Here is a 17319-nt window from a genome sequence, read left to right as displayed (position 1 = left end):
TTCCTGTAAAATGTCAAAATGTCACATGGGTTATTAGCCTAACAGATCGTCGAGTGCCAAGTCTACATGGTCATATTGGAAGACATATCCGGCTTGCCTGATCTTTTCGCAGCTCACCCATTGCCCTTCCAGGACAAGATCAGCCATTTCGCCCAACATTAGGCGAAGCATGAATGCCGGTACTGGGGGCAGGATGATCTTCTTCCCGATGACTTGGGCAATCTTCAAGGTTAAGGCTTTATTCGTGACCGGATTAGGTGCCACTCCATTGTAAATGCCGGTAAGACCATTTTCTGCCATGAACAGATAGATCGCGGCTATATCCTTGATATGAATCCAACTTTGCCATTGAGTACCTCGTCCCAGAGGCGCACCCAGTCCTTTCCTGATCGGGCCGACCATCTGAGGCAGAGCTCCTGCCTGCATATCCATGACCAGTCCAGTTCGGACCAGGCCAACTTTTACTCCTAGTTTTTCCATGGCCAGAGCGGCAGCCTCCCAGTCTCGAGTTACACGACCTAAAAATGAAGGTGAGTGTTGCTCGAAATCTTCCTTGTAGCGCTCCTTATCAGAATCTGGGTAATAGCTGATACCGCTGGCTCCTATATAATGTTGGACTCTGTGTTCTATACTACTTAGCCCATTGAATATAACTTGTGCGGTCTGTATACGGCTATTGAGTACCTGCTCTTTATAGGACTTGTTCCAACGTTTTGCCACCGTGGCACCGGCCAAGTTTATGACGACAGTTACGCCCTTTAGGGCATCCAGGTCCATTTCACCATGGTCCGGACTCCAGTGATATCCATTGTAATTTTCTCGGTGAATGATCTTATCCTTACGGGTGGTCAGGTAATTGACCGCTATCTCTTTTTCCAGGCATTGCCGCACCAATTCCTGACCGATCAACCCAGTAGCTCCTGCAATGAGTACTTTCATTTGCACTTTTTTACAAAGATACGGCTAAGTCCTGGTCGCTCTGAGCATTTCCCGTTTTCCGGGTGGACCGGGCAAGCGTTCAACCTCGAATCCTACGGACTGCATGGCTCTTCTCACACTCCCTTTGGCAGAATAGGTGACCAAGCTTCCACCGTCAAGCAGTTCGGCATGCATCTTCTCAAATACAGTTTCCGTCCATAGCTCTGGTTGGACCCGCGGTCCAAAGGCGTCAAAGAAGATTAGATGCCGGTCTCCACTCGGTTCAAAATCCTCCAAGCGAATATTAACCTTCTCCAGGTCGAAGCCTGGGCTAATGTTCACCGTTGTATTCCAGTCCGCCTGATGCAAATCTGAAAAGATTTTCGAGTCCGCCTCCAACAACTCCGGATAGTTCAATTGACTATACTCCATCTCAGCTACCGGATAAGCTTCCAGTGTGCGGTAATGAAACGAAATGCCCTGACGCATCCCTTGCTGAAGGGTCATCAAGGCATTTAATCCTGTTCCGAATCCGATCTCCAATACAGCGATCGGTCGCTCGTCAAACTGCTTTAGGCAATGGTTCAATCCCATCTGCATGAAGACATGCTCGGCCTCTGCTATGGCTCCATGATGAGAGTGATAGTGCTCATTCCATTCCGGTAGATGAATGGTCAGGGAACCATCGGCTGTACGCAGCAGTTTGCGTTTCAAGGTTATTGTTTTTCTGGCAGCAGCACACCAGAGGACAGGAAGGCATAGGTCAGCTGAGGTTCGGTTATGGCATCGATCTCGGCTTGTGGTTTTCCAGCGTCCTCTGCAAAGTGTTTCAAGGTATCCACATCGGTCATCTCCACATAGGCGATTCCCTCGACGATCACTTCCTGATCTGCGATATCCTTGGGAACGAAGAAACCGTAATCCTTAAAGGTCACATGAACTTCCTCATCTCCCAGATCCAGTCGCATCCAGCATCCTTTCATCTGACATACTGTGTTGACCTTGGAACGAAATTTCATAGCAATAGTATCTCCCTCTTTCATGCTCATGTATTGCTCCAACATGGCCGCTTTATCCGACACTTCTTGATCATCGATCTGTTGGCCGAAGGATTGATAATTCACCGCAATTTCTTCCGTTGGTGCAGCTGAGGTTTCAGCCTCTGCATCTTGTGTTTTTTCCTTACAACCAACTACGGCTATTGTCGCTAGCAAGGCGATGTATAATGACTTTTTCATGGTATGTGGTTTATGGGTTAGTCCATTGCAAATTTCGGCAATTTTGGCCTGAAAATGGCCATATTTTAACTAATTTTACACCCTAAATAACCACTTGCATGCAAAGCATTTCCGTCAGTGATATCATCGTCAAAAAAGCTGCAGAATCCCGTATCGATCAGGTCGATTTTGACAAGCTGGTCTTTGGAACGGTCTTTACCGATCATATGTTCGAATGTGACTATATCAATGGACATTGGCAGCAACCAACGATCCGACCTTACGGCCCGTTGACCATTTCCCCAGCGGCCAAGGTATTTCATTATGGTCAAGCGGTGTTTGAGGGTATGAAAGCATACAAGGACGATCAGGGCAAGGTCTTCCTGTTCCGACCGGATGAGAATTTCAACCGGATCAACAAGTCGTCAGAGCGCCTGGCCATACCCGAATTTCCACGGGAGTACTTTTTTGGCGCTTTGGAAGAGTTACTGCGTATGGATAATGACTGGATAAAACCAGGTCTGGGGAATTCCCTTTATATCCGTCCGTTTGTGATCGCCAGTGAGATCGGGGTATCGGCATCCGCTGCCAACCAATATAAATTCATGATCATACTCTCGCCTGCACAAGCTTATTACTCTGGTGATGTCAGTGTGGTCATAGCCGAAAAATATAGCCGTGCAGCTGACGGCGGAGTTGGTTATGCCAAAGCGGCGGGTAATTATGGAGCTCAGTTCTATCCTACCCGTTTGGCCCAGGAGCAAGGTTTCCAACAAGTCATCTGGACCGATGCCAATTCCCATCAATTCCTGGAAGAGGCTGGTACCATGAATGTCTTCTTCCGAGTTGGAGATAAATTGTTGACAGCTCCAACCAACGACCGTATTCTGGATGGAGTTACAAGAAAGAGTCTCATTACCCTGGCTAAGGACGCCGGCATTGATGTGGAAGTAAGACGAGTTGAAGTCAGTGAGATCGTGGAAGCTGCACAGCAAGGAACACTTAAAGAGATATTCGGGGCGGGAACCGCTGCCGTTGTCAGCCCGGTTAAGGCCTTTTCTTACAGGGGCACAAAATATGATCTACCTGCCCAGGAGAGTTCCTATGCAATCAGATTCAAAAAGGCGCTGAACGATATTCAATACAACTGCGCACCGGATCCGTACAACTGGCGATACCCCATCAATTAGTTCTCCAGGATACCGGCAATGTCCGGTTTAAAATAGTTAGGTCCTTTCAGCACTTTACCATCTTCCCGGTATATGGGCTTACCATCGGCACCCAATTTGCTCATATTGCTGCGCTGGATCTCTGCAAATACTTCCTCGATCTTGTACTGCATGCCGTGCTCAATGATGGTACCACACAAGATGTACAGCATATCGCCTAAAGCATCGGCAACCTCTACCAGGTCTCCGTCGTTGGCCGCTTCCAGATATTCCTCATTCTCCTCGCGCATCAGTTTATAGCGAAGTAGGTTCAGGGATTCGCCCAGGTCGGCTTTGGGGCTATGTCTGATCCCCAGACCGAAAGCATCGTGAAATTTGGCAACTGCGGCTATCTTGTCTTGCATAATGTGTGGTATTGATCGTAAATTTGCAGGACTAAAACTACGTATTTTATGTTTAGTTCCGGCCAGTTGATCTTTGCTATTTTCTTTGTGATCGCCTTTGTGGCTCTGATGGTATTCAGCTATCGAAAAGACAAGCAATTACACCGAAAACACTACAAAGGTAGCCTATGGGTATTGGTCGGATTCCTGCTTTTTTCAGGATTGCTTCTCTTCCTGAAATGGTACCTGAAGGACTAAGCCAGGGAGCAATTAGCTTAAATTTCTGTCTATCTGGGTGTTATGTTAACATTTATTTTAGTCAGAATTAATTCCTACAAAATTCCCGTATATTTAGGCCAATTAACTAAATAACTCTCCAAATGAAAAAACACTACGCTCTCGCCCTCTTCAGTTTTTTGGTGTTGGTAGCCACACCAGGAATTTCCATGAACACAGAAGACGATTTCGGTAAAAAAAGAATCGAAGTCGGGACTTCCGAGTCAGATGCTGAAATTTATGTTAACGGTAAAATGGTTGGTAAAGGAACTGTCGAAGTGACTGTCCCCAGCAATGACTGTGTTACCGTAATAGCTAAAAAGATAGGTTTCCTGACGGAGCGCATCGAATTCTGTAACAAGAAGAAGATGACCTCCCCTCCAAAAACATATTATATCGAAATGCAAAGAGACGATGCATATGACGCATCGGTTCAGACAGATATTGCCAACATCGATATTGAACTTAAGGTCAACAAGACCGATAAGGACGAAGCTTGGAAACTTATCAACCAGATCGTACTCTCGTACATCGATGTAATCGAAATGACCGATAAGGAAACGGGCTACCTAAGAACTGCCTGGGAGCTGAAGACCTTTAAGCAAAATACGGTTCGTTCAAGGATCATCGTAAAAGAAGCTTCTGATGACCCATTAACCTTTAAAGTAAAACTGGTTAGTGAAGCCTCTGGTTTAGCAATGGTCAGTGTCAAGAGTGACGAACTCTTTAAAGAGTGGGATCGAGTTCTTCGTCGTTACGAAGGAGTAATTGACGAGTTCCAGGCCAGGGTCAAATAACACATCCTATTTATAAGACAAAAGAAAACCCTCCAAATGGAGGGTTTTTCATTTTTACATCTGAACGGCTTCAGATTTCCTGAGATGTCCGTAGACCTTGCTGTATTCCAGCATTTGCGCTTCAAAACTTTCCGGATGTTGGATCCTGAATCCAGTGATCTCCCCTTGATCATCCGTAAGTGGGATGATGTAAGGATTTACAAAACCACTGTAAGGTGGTGACTTGAACTGCTTATTTCGTTCCAGTACCTGGGCGTGCAATTCCTGGTCTACCTTTACGCCATAGTCTTCTACCAGGGCTTTGGCAGCCTCGTAGTCGCCCTCGGATGTGATCCGCTGGGTTTCCTTCAATAGCTCACCAAATAGCTCACGAAGTTTTTGGTAATCCTGGATGTCGTAGTAGGTCTTACCATCTCGTTCTACCTTGGTGATCACATTATCGGCTTCTCCTTTTTCATATACCCAGGCACTAACCCATTGGCGATTTCTCATGTGGGCCTCCTCTACGTCAGCTCCCAGTTCCAAACGTACCAGCTGACCAACAAGTCCATTTCGGATATAACCATCATATGCGGCCTTGCCCAATTCCTCGTAATTATCGGTTAGTCCTAGTTCTTGTAATTTAGGATCCATTAGGTAATACAGACCGAACAGATCGGCCCGGCCCTCCTCTATGGTCGATTTGTAACTCTTTAGGGTTTCCTTGGGCGTGCCCACACCTTCATTGATCTGACCGGAAGCGTGCCCAACAACTTCGTGCAGTGCAGTGTGTAATTTATCAGCTTGTTGCCCGTACTTCTCTTCCAACTCGATCTCCTGAGGGTCGTGTGCGAATTCCTTCAACCTTCCACTACCTCCGGCATTGTTGTAAGAGTTGATGATATTACCCAGACTGACGGATTTACTCCCGTGGGTTTGACGGATCCAGTTGTTATTGGGCAAGTTGACCCCGATCGGAGTAGATGGAGAAGCATCCCCGGCCTCACCGGCCACAATTACGGTCTTATAAGAAACTCCCTTAACTTCCTTCTTCTTGTGCTCCGGCATCAGTGGGGAATTATCTTCAAACCACTGGGCTTCGTTAGAGAGCACGGCCATCTTTTTGGACATGTCAAAATCCTTGATCTCTACGATGGTCTCATAGGATCCTTTGTAACCCTTAGGGTCGTTATAAACTTCTATAAAACCATTGATCCAATCGATGTTTCCCTCTGTGGAGTTTACCCAAGCCACAGCATAATCGTCCCAAATGTCCAAACTACCCGTTCGATAATACTCGATCAGCAGACCCAGGGCTTTGGCCTGAGCTTCGCTCTCAGCTACTTCCCTGGCCTTTTCTAACCAAAAGATCACCTGGTCGATCGCAGCTCCATATAGTCCGCCGCTTTTGTAAACCAGCTCTTTTAACTCGCCATTTTCCTTGACCAATCTGGTGTTTAGACCGATCTCAATGGGCTCGTTAGGATCTACATCAAAGGAACCGTAATAGGCTTCCACATCTGCCGTGGTCACATCAGGTCCGTAAAAATTGATAGCACTCTCCAGTACGATGTCGGCATCCTTGCTTAGGTTAACCTTTTTGGCATCCTTATCGTTAAAGATCACCTCGAAAGCCTCTCCCTCTAAAGTAGTATTGGTCTGGCTTAGCAATCCTTGGAGATATTCGGCAGAGAATCCAGGCTTGATCTTATCATTGCTGTAGTGATGATGAATACCGTTGGAGAACCAAACTCGTTTGAGGTAGGTCTCAAAGGCCATCCAATCTTCAGACTCTTTCTCTCCTTTGTATCTGGTGTAGATACCTTCCAGTGCTTCCCTAATCTCCAGGTTGTGGCGGTAATTCTGGTCCCACATCATATCGCGACCGGCAAGACCGGCTTGTGTCAGGAAATAGACCAGTTTTTGTTCGTTCAGGCTAAGCTCCTCGAAACCTGGTATCTGATAACGCAGGATTCGAAGATCAGCAAATTGATCTACCTGGTAATCAAAATTGTCCGAAGCCATTTCTGTTTGAGCAACTTCATCAGTTTTTTCGGCTTCCTTGGATTTGTCATTGGCACAGGACCACAGCACAGCCAAAAGCAAGCTAAGTCCCAGAATTAATTGTCGTTTCATCTTTATTGGATTAGTTCGCCAAATTTATGAATTCTTAGGTTTAAGCTCATGAGATAAATCACTCAAATCCCCTAGCCTGTCATTTTGTTTATCTTCGCTAAGTAAGCTCACCAAATGAAAAACGTCTTACTTGTATTCCTTGGAGGTGGACTGGGTAGCATCGCCCGCTATGGTCTCGGACTCTACCTCAACAGTTCTCAAAGCGGTATCCCCTACGGGACTTTCCTGGCCAATGTCCTAGGGAGCTTGCTCATTGGGATCATCTTAGGTTTTGCTGCGCGATCACAGGGGATTTCCGACCAGGCTGTTCTTTTATTGGCAACCGGATTCTGTGGAGGGTTCACCACCTTTTCCACCTTTGCCTATGAAAACCATGTTTTATTGAAGAGCGGTGACCTGCTTTCCTTTGGTATCTACGCCATAGGAAGCTTTGTCCTGGGTTTCGCTTCGGTATTTCTAGGGATATGGCTGGTTCGCTTTTTTTAGTACTTTTGACAGGAACACAGAATAAATGAAAAATTCCAATACACAACGAATCCAAGTGACCGCTTACTGGCCAGGAATGAGGTGTATATGGTATTGATCAAACGATAAGATAAAACCATGACCAAACGTCCGGCCCGAAAGCCGGACGTTTTAATTTTGATATACATGAAAACGCTCTATCGGCACTATGTAGCAAACTTTCAAGGTCTTTCCAAGGAGATCTGGCTACTCTCGCTGGTTACCTTTATCAACCGGGCAGGAGCAATGGTAATCCCCTTTCTCTCACTGTATTTGGTGAGTGAGAAAGGATTTAGTCTACCTCAGGTCGGATGGATCATGACCGGCTATGGCTTGGGTTCACTTTTGGGTAACTGGATGGGCGGTAAGCTCACCGATCGGATCGGATTTTACAAGACCATAGTGATCAGTTTGTTCCTGGGAGGACTAGGGTTCATCAGTATTCAATTTATCGACAGTTTTGAAGGATTGGTCATCGGGCTATTTGGACTAATGTGGGCGGTAGACTTGTATCGTCCCGGGATATTCGTGGCCGCTGACGTGTATAGCAAAAAAGAAAACCTGACGCGCAGCATTGGGCTAATACGTCTGGCCATCAACCTGGGCTTTTCAATAGGGCCTGTAATTGGAGGTATACTAATTGCTCATGTGAGTTACAATTCCATCTTCTGGATAGATGGAGGCAGCTGCCTGCTAGCTTCTGCACTGTTATTCGTCTTGTTAAAACCCAAGAAACGGGATCAAAATGAAGAGAAAGAGAAAGTCAAAGCCGGGAAACCACCATATCGTAATTCATTGTACATGCTGTTCCTGCTGATCATGGTGATCAATAGCCTGGTCTTCGTTCAATACTTCTCTACGGTTCCGCTCTACTATCAGGAAGATCGTGGGTTAAGCGAAGATGTGATCGGCTGGCTGCTGTTTCTAAATGGAGCTATGATCGTATTACTGGAAATGCCACTGATCGGCTGGTTGGAACGGCTAGGACTGACCAAGACCGGAGCCATGATCTGGGGAATATTGTTCCTGGCTGCTAGCTTCTTGGTCCTGAACTTCAGTAGCGGTTTTTGGATCTTGATTGTCGGGATGATACTAATGACCCTAGGCGAGATGATAGGCTCCCCCTTTTCTAATGCCCTGGCCATCGCACTTTCGCCAGAAGGACGCAAGGGAAGCTATATGGGGCTTTACAGCATGAGTTGGTCATTGTCTCACATCATTGGGCACAATGGAGGAATGAACTTGATCGACCAGTTTGGTTTCGCCAACACCTGGTATATTTTCTTTGCCCTTTTGATTGTCGCAGTTGGACTGAGTATTTATTTGCTGCGTCAGCTTCGAAAAAAGGATAACTTTGATTCCTATTAAACACATGAGGATGAACCAATATATTTACATTCTTTTTGCCTTGTTCATGGTGAGTTGCAACTCCAAGGAGCAACCTCAGGAATCCACATTCGAAAAACCGGCTGTTCAACTGGTGGAGGGAAATTATAATGTTGCCTTTTTAATTATGGACGGGGTTTACAATACCGAACTGACCGCTCCCTTCGATATTTTTCAGCACACCGTATTTCGGGAGGGTATAAAGGCCATGAATGTATTTACCGTGGCCAATACTCTGGACCCGGTCAGGACCTTTGAAGGCATGTACCTCTTACCGGACTATAATTATTTGGATGAAGGACTACCGAAGATCGACATCCTTGTGGTTCCCAGTGCCGAGCATCACCTCGACTCCGACCTGGAAAACGAAGCTTTGATTCAGTTCGTACAACAGGTTGATCGGGAAGCCCAGTTTATCACTTCCCATTGCGACGGGGCCTTTGTGCTGGCCAAGGCTGGATTATTGGAAGGAAAAGTGTCAACAACCTTTCCATCTGATATCGACAAGATGCGGGACATGTTCCCGGGCTTGGATGTTCGAAAGGAGGTGTTGTTTGTGCACGATGGTAAATACATCACTTCTGCTGGAGGTGCAAAGAGTTTTGAGGCGGCTTTATATCTTGTCGAGCATCTGTACGGTGCGGAAATCGCTCGTTCCCTGGCGGGTGGTTTGGTCATCGAATGGGACTTGGAACAGGTCCCATATCTGGTGATCGATCAGTCGGTTGAGTAACGTGCGATCAAATCTTCATAATCTTTATCTCCTTGAAGCTGTTGGTGTAAGCGGTAGGTAGTGAATTCAGGCGCTTTTAGTGCACCGGAACGGAATGAATCCTCCAATTGTTCCAACGCGAGATCTCGTTTTCCTCCCATCTCGTGCGTGTATACTAGTAAATAGTGATAATATCCTCGGTCAGGATCGGTCAATAGCAGCAATTTGGAAGAGAACAAGGCTTTGTCATAACTATCCTTGTGCTGCTGATCAACAAATCCACTTTCCAAGGAAATGGCCTGAATATGTCTGATTACGCGAGCCGCTTGCTTTCCCTGCGGACCATCCTCAACAGCGGTAATTGTATACCCATCGATCTGCTTATTCCACCATTTGAATGATGCCTTCTTGGCCTTTTTTAAGTCTTGTAAGTAACGTTCACTGAGCTCGTTCAGCAATTTATTCTCCTTGGCCAACAACTGATCTTCCTCCCTGATCTGTTGCATGACATCATCTTTTTGACCGATCACGGCCAGTAGACTATCCGCATATTTGCGTTGCGCGAATGTCGGCTTTCCATCGCGTATCGCCTTGAACTCTTTGTGGGCCATCAGGAAATCACCAGCTTTGAACAAACTATCTCCATAACGGCGGTCCGCAGCCAGCCATTCCGGCTTGGCGTTCTTTTCAGTACCCATCTCCAACCAAAGAATCGCCCGTTTGATGGTAGTAGGATCTGGCCACCTGTGTTCTCCTTCAAAAACAAACATCCGATTGCTTACATCGAATTTGTTGAGCCAGGCGTGAGCAGCGTGCATCTCTGCATAATTCATATCCGCAGTTCCCACCAATCCGGCATAAACGAAGCTCTCTTGAGTGGGCTGTTCATTTACGTTAGGCGAAAAACCTGAACCACAAGCAATGACTCCGGCCATCTGCTTGCTCAAGACAGCAATTGCGCTGGCCAAACGCGAACCACCGGAAAAACCGGCCACATACATGCGTTTAGCGTCTATTGAATAATTTGAGATGGCCCCATTGATCATCCGGCCAGCTATATCAAAATTTTCACTGTGCCGCCCATTGCGGGCATCGTTTGACGCAAAAACCAAGTATCCAAACTCCCCTGCGACTTCCAAAAAAGGAGAGATACCGTTTGCTCCATTACCGCCCGGATCAAACACAAAGATGGCCGGCCACAGTCTATCTTTATCATAATCTGCAGGAATAAACTGCAGGTAGGATTCTGAAGTTCCTGGAATTACGATTCGTTCAGTACGCTCTGGAACAGTTTGCTGAGCAAGCAGGAAGTAAGGCAGCAGTAACAAGGATACTAGGAATCGCATTCGAACAAGTTAAGCCAGCGGTTGGATTTTAGCAACTCCCAAATTCCTGTTTAACAAAACAATGTGAGCATCAGCTCAATGGGCGAACCTCATTATTACGGACTACATGAGAGAGAACGATCTGGGTTTTGGTCTCCCCATAGGTGATCAGTTGGTCAATAAAGGTCTCCAAGTGATGTTGATTCTTTAGGATGACCTCCATCACAATGTTCTCATTACCTGTTATCCGATAACAGTTCACCACCTCATCGAAGGTATGTACCTTTTGTAAAAAAGGCTTCAACTTACCCATAAAAGCTCTTAAGGTGATAATAGCCTTTAGCTGGTAACCGCTTTCTATGGCCGATATCACCGTATAATACTGTTGGATCACTCCGGCATCTTCCATCTTTTTAATACGCTCACTAACAGCCGGAGAACTGATCCCCACTTGCCGCCCAATGGCCGCATTGGATAGCCGTGCATTTCCTTGTAGTAAAGCAAGAATTTCCCAATTAAGGCTATCTAGTTTCATTTAACCTTGTTTTTAACGCAAAATACTAAATAATTAAAGAAAAATAATTCATTTACCTTAAATTCTATAGTATCGTCTTCTGATAAGTCGTTAATTTTGAGGTAATTGCTAATTGAACCAAAAGAAAAGTCATGATCCCCAACATGCCACCACATCACTCACAATCGGCTGTCTATCAGAAGGCCCTGGAGATCTTTAGTCTTTCCAGAAGCATCTCTCATTATCTGGTAGAAGACCTGAATCAACTCAGCCGGGATGGCAAAGAAGATCCGCAGATCTACTTTTCCGGGGATATTGTGCAACAGTCCATTTCACTGGCTCCAGAGATCCTCAAGGCTGAAAGCCAGGTTTTTGCCCAGGACAAGAGGCGCTATGCTGCTTCGGTCAATCGGTTGACCAACCTCCTGTATCGCAACTGCGAACGTCTGGAGAAGGTTGATAGCAACGGCAAGGACTTTCTACCTATACTTCGTACAGAACTCAAGAAGTTTCGCCTCTTGGTAAGGAGCTGGATGCTGACCATGTAGGTCAGTCCTGTTTACATATTCCGTCTATACTGACCGCCTACCTCGAATAGTGCAGAAGTCAATTGTCCCAAAGAACAGACTTTGGTAGCTTCCATCAACTCTTCGAAGATATTCTCGTTCTGAATGGCAGCATGTTGCACCCGTTCCAACGCTTTATTGGCACGATCCTCATAGGTCTGGTGTAAGTTCTCAAGGGTCTGGATCTGATGTAATTTTTCCTCCTCGGTCGCCCGAATGACTTCCATGGGTAGAACCGTTGGCGATCCCTTACTGTTCAGGAAGGTATTGACCCCAATAATGGGCAGCTCACCCGTATGTTTCAGGGTTTCATAGTACAGACTTTCTTCTTGGATCTTGCTTCGTTGGTACATAGTTTCCATGGCCCCCAAAACCCCACCTCGTTCGGTAATACGATCAAACTCCACTAATACAGCTTCTTCGACCAAGTCTGTTAATTCTTCGATGATAAAGGACCCCTGCAATGGATTTTCATTCTTGGCCAATCCTAATTCCTTATTGATGATCAATTGAATGGCCATAGCCCGTCTGACACTTTCTTCCGTCGGGGTAGTAATGGCCTCATCATAGGCATTGGTGTGCAAGGAGTTACAATTGTCATAAATAGCATAAAGCGCCTGTAGAGTAGTACGGATATCGTTAAAATCGATCTCCTGGGCGTGCAATGATCGACCAGAGGTTTGAATATGGTACTTCAACATCTGAGCACGCGGATTGGCACCATACTTGAATTTAAGCGCCTTAGCCCAGATCTTTCTCGCAACACGGCCAATCACCGCATACTCGGGATCTACCCCATTGCTAAAGAAAAAGGAGAGGTTAGGACCAAACTTATTGATGTCCATACCCCTGGACAAATAATACTCCACATAGGTAAAGCCATTGGCCAGCGTAAAGGCCAATTGAGTGATCGGATTTGCTCCCGCTTCGGCGATATGATATCCACTAATGGAAACCGAATAGAAATTTCGTACCTGCTGATCAATGAAGTAGGACTGAACATCACCCATCAATCGTAAGGCAAACTCTGTCGAGAAAATACAGGTATTCTGGGCCTGGTCTTCTTTTAGAATATCAGCCTGGACCGTTCCTCTAACTTGGGCCAAGGTATCCTTCTTAATCTGCTCGTAAACAGATGCTTCTAATACCTGGTCACCTGTAACGCCTAGTAGCATTAATCCCAAACCGTCGTTCCCTTCAGGAAGTTCACCCATATACTGCGGTGGCGTGCTTCCTTTCTCCTTGTAAATGGCAGCTATTTTTTTCTTTACCTCATCTTCTATTCCCTGTTCCTGTATGTACTTCTCACAATTCTGATCGATCGCAGCATTCATAAAGAAACCTAGCAACATCGGAGCAGGACCATTTATGGTCATACTGACAGAGGTCATGGGATCGGAAAGATCGAAGCCCGAATACAATTTCTTGGCGTCGTCTAAACAGCAAATAGAAACTCCGGCATTCCCAATTTTCCCGTAGATATCTGGACGATGCCCAGGATCATTTCCATAGAGCGTAACGCTGTCAAAGGCCGTCGAAAGACGTTTAGCCGGCATTCCAAGGCTTACATAATGAAAGCGCCTATTCGTTCTCTCAGGACCTCCCTCTCCAGCAAACATTCGAGTGGGGTCCTCCCCGGTCCGCTTGAATGGATAAAGACCGGAGGCGTATGGAAATTCACCAGGTACATTTTCCTGCAAGGACCAACGAAGAATCTCTCCCCAGGATTGAAATCTAGGCATGGCCACCTTAGGTATGTCCGACTGGGATAAAGACTTGGTATGGGTATCGATCTCGATGGTCTTATCCCGAACCTGGAAACTGTAAACAGGGGCTTTATATCGGTCGATCTTGTGACTCCATGCCGTAATGATCTCCCAGTTATGCGGATCTAAATCCATCTTGACTCGATCGAATTCGGCGATCAATAATTCCATCAATTGCCCATCCTTCTCTTCAGTTGCCCCTTGTATTGCTTCATCATTAAGACCTGACTTGGTCAGGAACTGCTCCATGGCTTTGTTGTGATCTGTCCCAAGAACAGATCCTATGGTCACAAAGATCCCGTAAAGCTTTTCCGCCACCTTGACTTGGGACACGACACGCTGATCATAATTCCGATTATTCTCGGCAATCTCGGACAGATATCGGGTTCTTGCCGGTGGAATGACGAAAATCTTTTCAGACATCTCATCTGTTATCTCAAAGGAAGAACTCAGTCCGGCTTGGGTTCTGCTATCCAAGGTATCCATTATGGCCTTGTACAGTTGGTTCATCCCAGGATCGTTAAACTGAGAGGCAATGGTTCCAAAAACGGGAAGTTCTTCATGGGGCGTATCCCATAAATTATGGTTGCGAACATACTGTTTCTTGACATCGCGAAGGGCGTCCAAGGAACCTCGTTTATCAAATTTGTTGATGGCGACAAGATCAGCGAAATCCAACATATCGATCTTCTCCAGCTGAGTGGCCGCACCGAATTCAGGTGTCATTACATACAAGGAAACATCGCTGTGATCCAAGATCTCTGTATCGCTTTGTCCAATTCCGGAAGTCTCTAATATGATCAGATCGAATTCTGCGGCTTTAAGAACCTCCAGAGCCTCTGCAACGTACTTGGAGAGGGCCAGGTTGCTTTGTCGTGTAGCCAAAGATCGCATATAGACTCTGGGAGAATTGATAGCATTCATCCTGATTCTGTCCCCTAGCAAGGCACCCCCTGTCTTTCGTTTGGAGGGATCCACAGAGATCAAGCCCAGGTTCTTTTCTGGAAAATCGATCAAAAAGCGTCGGACCAACTCGTCCACCAGGGAGGACTTACCAGCCCCTCCTGTCCCCGTGATTCCCAATACCGGGGTCTTTGATGTTTTATTCTTCTGGTGAATCTTCTCCAGGGTATCCTTGGCTACCTCTGGGAAATTCTCGGCAGCTGATATGACTCGAGCGATAGCCCCAGGATTTCGGGAAGAGAGATCTTGCCATTGACCATTCAAAGATTCACCAATTGGAAAATCCGCCTGTTGTACCAGGTCATTGATCATACCTTGTAGCCCCATTTCTCGTCCATCGTCCGGCGAATAGATCCTGGTGATCCCATAATCCATGAGTTCTTTGATCTCATCTGGTAAGATCACACCACCACCACCTCCAAAAATCTTGATGTGACCAGCTCCTTTTTCCTGCAACAGGTCGTACATGAATTTGAAGTACTCGTTGTGGCCACCTTGGTACGAGGTCATTGCAATGGCATTGGCATCTTCTTGTATGGCCGTATTAACGACTTCTTCCACAGAGCGATCATGTCCCAAATGGATCACCTCTACACCCGTAGCCTGAATGATGCGCCGCATGATGTTGATGGCCGCATCGTGCCCATCAAAAAGTGAGGCTGCAGTTACAATTCTTACTTTATTCTTAGGAATATAAGGTGGCTGTTGATGCATTGTTAATTTGAATGACAATTTGGACCACAAATTTACGAAATTCACAAAGATGCGGCACGCGGATTATAGCTCAATCCTCTGATAATATCTAGTCCTGAAATGAGCTCATCGCTCATTGGTGTTATAGAACTTAACACTAAGTTAGGCTATCCGCTAATATTTAAGACCTTATTAACCAATAATTTAGACCATTTTTAAGCTTGCCGATCTAACTTTGTGCCCACAAAGAGATGGAATTATGCCGGATTGGTTCAGACGAAGGTCACGATTGGAAAAACTGGAGAAGCAGTATACTTATTTAATGAGACAATCATTTGAACAGGCTGCAAGAGATCAGGAAAAAAGTATTTGGGCCAGACAAGAAGCGGATAAGATCTATGCCAAGATCAAGGAATTAGGCCTGAAGCGATCCTAGATGGAGTCGGAAATCCTTTAGATACACTACAGACTTCAATAAGCGCGAACCGTACCAACTCCACATTTCTCCATCCGTAATTTCAATTTCGGCAGCTACCAACTCTTTCAATTGCAAGCTGTGTTTCTCTTTAAAAGGAAAAGGTTCGGAACTTAATAGAATGACCTCAGCCTGGGTTAGCTGAGAAATATCTACCACCGGATATCGTTCTTCCACAATCACATTTTCCAGATTACAGCGTTTCAATAAGTGATCGATAAAGGTTCTGCTTCCAGCGGCCATGTTGGGTTTGTTCCAGATCAAATAGGCTACCTTCAGACGGTCCAACTTTGCGCAAGTCACAGTCAAATCCTCCATTCCGGACGAGATACGATTTACCAGGTCTGATGCCTTTTGTTTCTTATTGAAGAGCTCACCCAGGCTTTGGATCATGACCATAGCATCTTCAATAGTTTCCACATCACTTACCCACACCGGGCAGATGGTTGATAGCTGTTCTACCAATTCCAGGGTATTTTCTTCTTTATTGGCTATTACAATGTCCGGCTTCAACCGACGTACCTTGTCTAAATGAAGTTGTTTGGTACCGCCGACAACAGTTTTTGTCTTTCGGATATGATCCGGATGAACGCAGAATTTGGTGACCCCAACGATCTCATTTACCAAATTCAGATCAACTAAAAGTTCAGTTTGTGAGGGAACAAGAGATACAATTCTCCTTGGAGTATAGGGAAAGCTTAAATCGCGACCAAGCTGATCCTTAACGAGCATCCAGTATCTGCTGCATTTGAGTTCGCAGGCTGAGCGCAGAAGCCGCGGCAGCCTCGGCAAAATCCCTTCCTTGAGAGGCGTAAATGATCCCCCTGGAGGAATTGATCAGGAGTCCGACCTGCTTATTCAATCCGTACCGGCAAACTGCCTCAAGATCACCTCCTTGAGCTCCTACTCCGGGTACTAACAGAAAGTGATCAGGTACAATGGCACGTATGTCGGCCAAATACTCTGCCTTGGTCGCACCGACCACATACATAAGATTATGGGCATTTTCCCAGTTAAGGGAAGTTTGTAGAACTTGCTTGTATAATTCCTGATCTTCCAGGGAACGAGTTTGGAAATCGAAGGCCCCTGCATTGGATGTTAAGGCCAGTAGAATGGTAATCTTATTCTCGAAGGCCAGGAAGGGTTCTACAGAATCTTTTCCCATGTAGGGTGCAACAGTGACCGAATCAAATTGCAGGTCTTCGAAGAAGGCCTTGGCATAACGAGTAGAGGTATTTCCAATATCGCCACGTTTGGCATCGGCTATGGTAAAAATATCCGGGTGGCGTTCATTGAGGTATTCAATGGTTCTCTCCAGTGATCTCCAGCCTTGTAATCCATAGGCCTCGTAAAATGCAGTATTGGGCTTGTAAGCTACCGCCAGGTGGTGGGTGGAGTCTATGATCGCCTTGTTAAAAGCAAACATGGGATCCTCCTCTTCCAACAAATGCGTCGGGATTTTCTCCAGGTCCACATCCAGTCCAACGCATAGAAAGGATTTCTTGGCTTCAATTTGTTCTACAAGCTTCTTGATGGTTAT

Annotated in this window: 18 protein-coding genes; 8 read left to right on the top strand and 10 right to left on the bottom strand. The window is 45.9% G+C overall.

Going from position 1 to position 17319, the window contains the following annotated elements; translation table 11 throughout:
* Positions 1–33: 33 nt before the first annotated feature.
* The 3 genes from BST85_RS02135 to BST85_RS02125 are packed head-to-tail and all read right to left on the bottom strand — an operon-like array spanning position 34 to position 2156.
* Entirely contained in the window at positions 34–939 is a 906-nt protein-coding gene (locus tag BST85_RS02135; RefSeq protein ID WP_245917613.1) for a TIGR01777 family oxidoreductase, read from the bottom strand.
* Positions 940–963: 24 nt separating this feature from the next.
* Positions 964–1632, bottom strand: a complete 669-nt coding sequence (mnmC2, locus tag BST85_RS02130; protein ID WP_104811752.1) for a tRNA (5-methylaminomethyl-2-thiouridine)(34)-methyltransferase MnmC2 — start codon at positions 1630–1632, stop codon at positions 964–966.
* 2 nt (positions 1633–1634) lie between these two features.
* Positions 1635–2156, bottom strand: a complete 522-nt coding sequence (locus tag BST85_RS02125; protein WP_104811751.1) for a DUF4920 domain-containing protein — start codon at positions 2154–2156, stop codon at positions 1635–1637.
* Between the two features lie 98 nt (positions 2157–2254).
* Here BST85_RS02125 and BST85_RS02120 point away from each other — a divergent pair, with 98 nt between their 5' ends.
* Entirely contained in the window at positions 2255–3325 is a 1071-nt protein-coding gene (locus BST85_RS02120; protein WP_104811750.1) for a branched-chain amino acid aminotransferase, read from the top strand.
* Here BST85_RS02120 and BST85_RS02115 read toward each other — a convergent pair.
* Positions 3322–3708: a pyrophosphohydrolase domain-containing protein gene (locus BST85_RS02115; protein ID WP_104811749.1), complete on the bottom strand. Its 387-nt coding sequence runs from the start codon at positions 3706–3708 to the stop codon at positions 3322–3324. The genes BST85_RS02120 and BST85_RS02115 overlap by 4 nt on opposite strands.
* 48 nt (positions 3709–3756) lie before the next feature.
* Between BST85_RS02115 and BST85_RS02110 the strand changes: the two genes are divergently transcribed.
* Both BST85_RS02110 and BST85_RS02105 read left to right on the top strand, forming a co-directional pair.
* A complete protein-coding gene (locus tag BST85_RS02110; RefSeq protein WP_104811748.1) occupies positions 3757–3945 on the top strand; it encodes a hypothetical protein in 189 nt (62 codons plus the stop codon).
* A 122-nt stretch (positions 3946–4067) separates the two neighbouring features.
* Complete coding sequence (locus BST85_RS02105) at positions 4068–4760, top strand: hypothetical protein (RefSeq protein WP_104811747.1); 693 nt, start codon at positions 4068–4070, stop codon at positions 4758–4760.
* Positions 4761–4814: 54 nt separating this feature from the next.
* Here the strand turns inward: BST85_RS02105 and BST85_RS02100 are convergent, their stop codons facing one another.
* The gene (locus BST85_RS02100; protein WP_104811746.1) at positions 4815–6875 is read right to left on the bottom strand and encodes a dipeptidyl-peptidase 3 family protein; all 2061 of its coding nucleotides are present in this window, start codon (positions 6873–6875) and stop codon (positions 4815–4817) included.
* A gap of 114 nt (positions 6876–6989) precedes the next feature.
* Here BST85_RS02100 and crcB point away from each other — a divergent pair, with 114 nt between their 5' ends.
* From crcB to BST85_RS02085, 3 genes are all read left to right on the top strand, one after another.
* Complete coding sequence (crcB, locus tag BST85_RS02095) at positions 6990–7361, top strand: fluoride efflux transporter CrcB (RefSeq protein ID WP_104811745.1); 372 nt, start codon at positions 6990–6992, stop codon at positions 7359–7361.
* Positions 7362–7526: 165 nt separating this feature from the next.
* Entirely contained in the window at positions 7527–8747 is a 1221-nt protein-coding gene (locus BST85_RS02090; protein WP_104811744.1) for an MDR family MFS transporter, read from the top strand.
* Positions 8748–8757: 10 nt separating this feature from the next.
* Entirely contained in the window at positions 8758–9498 is a 741-nt protein-coding gene (locus tag BST85_RS02085) for a DJ-1/PfpI family protein (RefSeq protein ID WP_104811743.1), read from the top strand.
* On the opposite strand, the gene BST85_RS02080 is transcribed toward BST85_RS02085, so the two are convergent.
* Positions 9483–10823 carry a hypothetical protein gene (locus BST85_RS02080; RefSeq protein WP_104811742.1) on the bottom strand — a complete coding sequence of 447 codons (1341 nt, stop codon included), beginning with the start codon at positions 10821–10823 and terminating at the stop codon, positions 9483–9485. The genes BST85_RS02085 and BST85_RS02080 overlap by 16 nt on opposite strands.
* A 70-nt stretch (positions 10824–10893) precedes the next feature.
* A complete protein-coding gene (locus BST85_RS02075; RefSeq protein WP_104811741.1) occupies positions 10894–11337 on the bottom strand; it encodes an Lrp/AsnC family transcriptional regulator in 444 nt (147 codons plus the stop codon).
* A gap of 131 nt (positions 11338–11468) precedes the next feature.
* On the opposite strand from BST85_RS02075, the gene BST85_RS02070 reads away from it, so the two are divergent.
* Entirely contained in the window at positions 11469–11864 is a 396-nt protein-coding gene (locus BST85_RS02070; RefSeq protein ID WP_104811740.1) for a hypothetical protein, read from the top strand.
* Positions 11865–11875: 11 nt separating this feature from the next.
* On the opposite strand, the gene BST85_RS02065 is transcribed toward BST85_RS02070, so the two are convergent.
* Positions 11876–15325 (bottom strand): methylmalonyl-CoA mutase family protein, encoded by a 3450-nt coding sequence (locus tag BST85_RS02065; protein WP_104811739.1) that lies wholly within the window; start codon positions 15323–15325, stop codon positions 11876–11878.
* Positions 15326–15563: 238 nt separating this feature from the next.
* On the opposite strand from BST85_RS02065, the gene BST85_RS02060 reads away from it, so the two are divergent.
* Entirely contained in the window at positions 15564–15740 is a 177-nt protein-coding gene (locus BST85_RS02060) for a Lacal_2735 family protein (protein WP_104811738.1), read from the top strand.
* Here BST85_RS02060 and BST85_RS02055 read toward each other — a convergent pair.
* Positions 15720–16511: an ABC transporter substrate-binding protein gene (locus BST85_RS02055; protein ID WP_104811737.1), complete on the bottom strand. Its 792-nt coding sequence runs from the start codon at positions 16509–16511 to the stop codon at positions 15720–15722. The two genes, BST85_RS02060 and BST85_RS02055, sit on opposite strands and share 21 nt — an antisense overlap.
* Positions 16501–17319 (bottom strand): orotidine-5'-phosphate decarboxylase, encoded by an 819-nt coding sequence (gene pyrF, locus BST85_RS02050; RefSeq protein ID WP_104813867.1) that lies wholly within the window; start codon positions 17317–17319, stop codon positions 16501–16503. Before pyrF ends, BST85_RS02055 begins: the two co-directional genes overlap by 11 nt.

Origin of the sequence: Aureitalea marina, from assembly GCF_002943755.1 — a bacterium.
Taxonomy (GTDB): Bacteria; Bacteroidota; Bacteroidia; order Flavobacteriales; family Flavobacteriaceae; genus Aureitalea; species Aureitalea marina.
This window is presented reverse-complemented; position numbering and strand designations above follow the sequence as displayed.

What these genes read in the sequence shown, in the direction of transcription:
- BST85_RS02135 (WP_245917613.1), bottom strand. Translation starts at nt 939, where the DNA reads ATGAAAGTACTCATTGCAGGAGCTACTGGGTTGATCGGTCAGGAATTG.
- BST85_RS02125 (WP_104811751.1), bottom strand. Translation starts at nt 2,156, where the DNA reads ATGAAAAAGTCATTATACATCGCCTTGCTAGCGACAATAGCCGTAGTT.
- BST85_RS02120 (WP_104811750.1), top strand. Translation starts at nt 2,255, where the DNA reads ATGCAAAGCATTTCCGTCAGTGATATCATCGTCAAAAAAGCTGCAGAA.
- BST85_RS02115 (WP_104811749.1), bottom strand. Translation starts at nt 3,708, where the DNA reads ATGCAAGACAAGATAGCCGCAGTTGCCAAATTTCACGATGCTTTCGGT.
- BST85_RS02110 (WP_104811748.1), top strand. Translation starts at nt 3,757, where the DNA reads ATGTTTAGTTCCGGCCAGTTGATCTTTGCTATTTTCTTTGTGATCGCC.
- BST85_RS02105 (WP_104811747.1), top strand. Translation starts at nt 4,068, where the DNA reads ATGAAAAAACACTACGCTCTCGCCCTCTTCAGTTTTTTGGTGTTGGTA.
- BST85_RS02100 (WP_104811746.1), bottom strand. Translation starts at nt 6,875, where the DNA reads ATGAAACGACAATTAATTCTGGGACTTAGCTTGCTTTTGGCTGTGCTG.
- crcB (WP_104811745.1), top strand. Translation starts at nt 6,990, where the DNA reads ATGAAAAACGTCTTACTTGTATTCCTTGGAGGTGGACTGGGTAGCATC.
- BST85_RS02090 (WP_104811744.1), top strand. Translation starts at nt 7,527, where the DNA reads ATGAAAACGCTCTATCGGCACTATGTAGCAAACTTTCAAGGTCTTTCC.
- BST85_RS02085 (WP_104811743.1), top strand. Translation starts at nt 8,758, where the DNA reads ATGAACCAATATATTTACATTCTTTTTGCCTTGTTCATGGTGAGTTGC.
- BST85_RS02080 (WP_104811742.1), bottom strand. Translation starts at nt 10,823, where the DNA reads ATGCGATTCCTAGTATCCTTGTTACTGCTGCCTTACTTCCTGCTTGCT.
- BST85_RS02075 (WP_104811741.1), bottom strand. Translation starts at nt 11,337, where the DNA reads ATGAAACTAGATAGCCTTAATTGGGAAATTCTTGCTTTACTACAAGGA.
- BST85_RS02070 (WP_104811740.1), top strand. Translation starts at nt 11,469, where the DNA reads ATGATCCCCAACATGCCACCACATCACTCACAATCGGCTGTCTATCAG.
- BST85_RS02065 (WP_104811739.1), bottom strand. Translation starts at nt 15,325, where the DNA reads ATGCATCAACAGCCACCTTATATTCCTAAGAATAAAGTAAGAATTGTA.
- BST85_RS02060 (WP_104811738.1), top strand. Translation starts at nt 15,564, where the DNA reads ATGCCGGATTGGTTCAGACGAAGGTCACGATTGGAAAAACTGGAGAAG.
- BST85_RS02055 (WP_104811737.1), bottom strand. Translation starts at nt 16,511, where the DNA reads ATGCTCGTTAAGGATCAGCTTGGTCGCGATTTAAGCTTTCCCTATACT.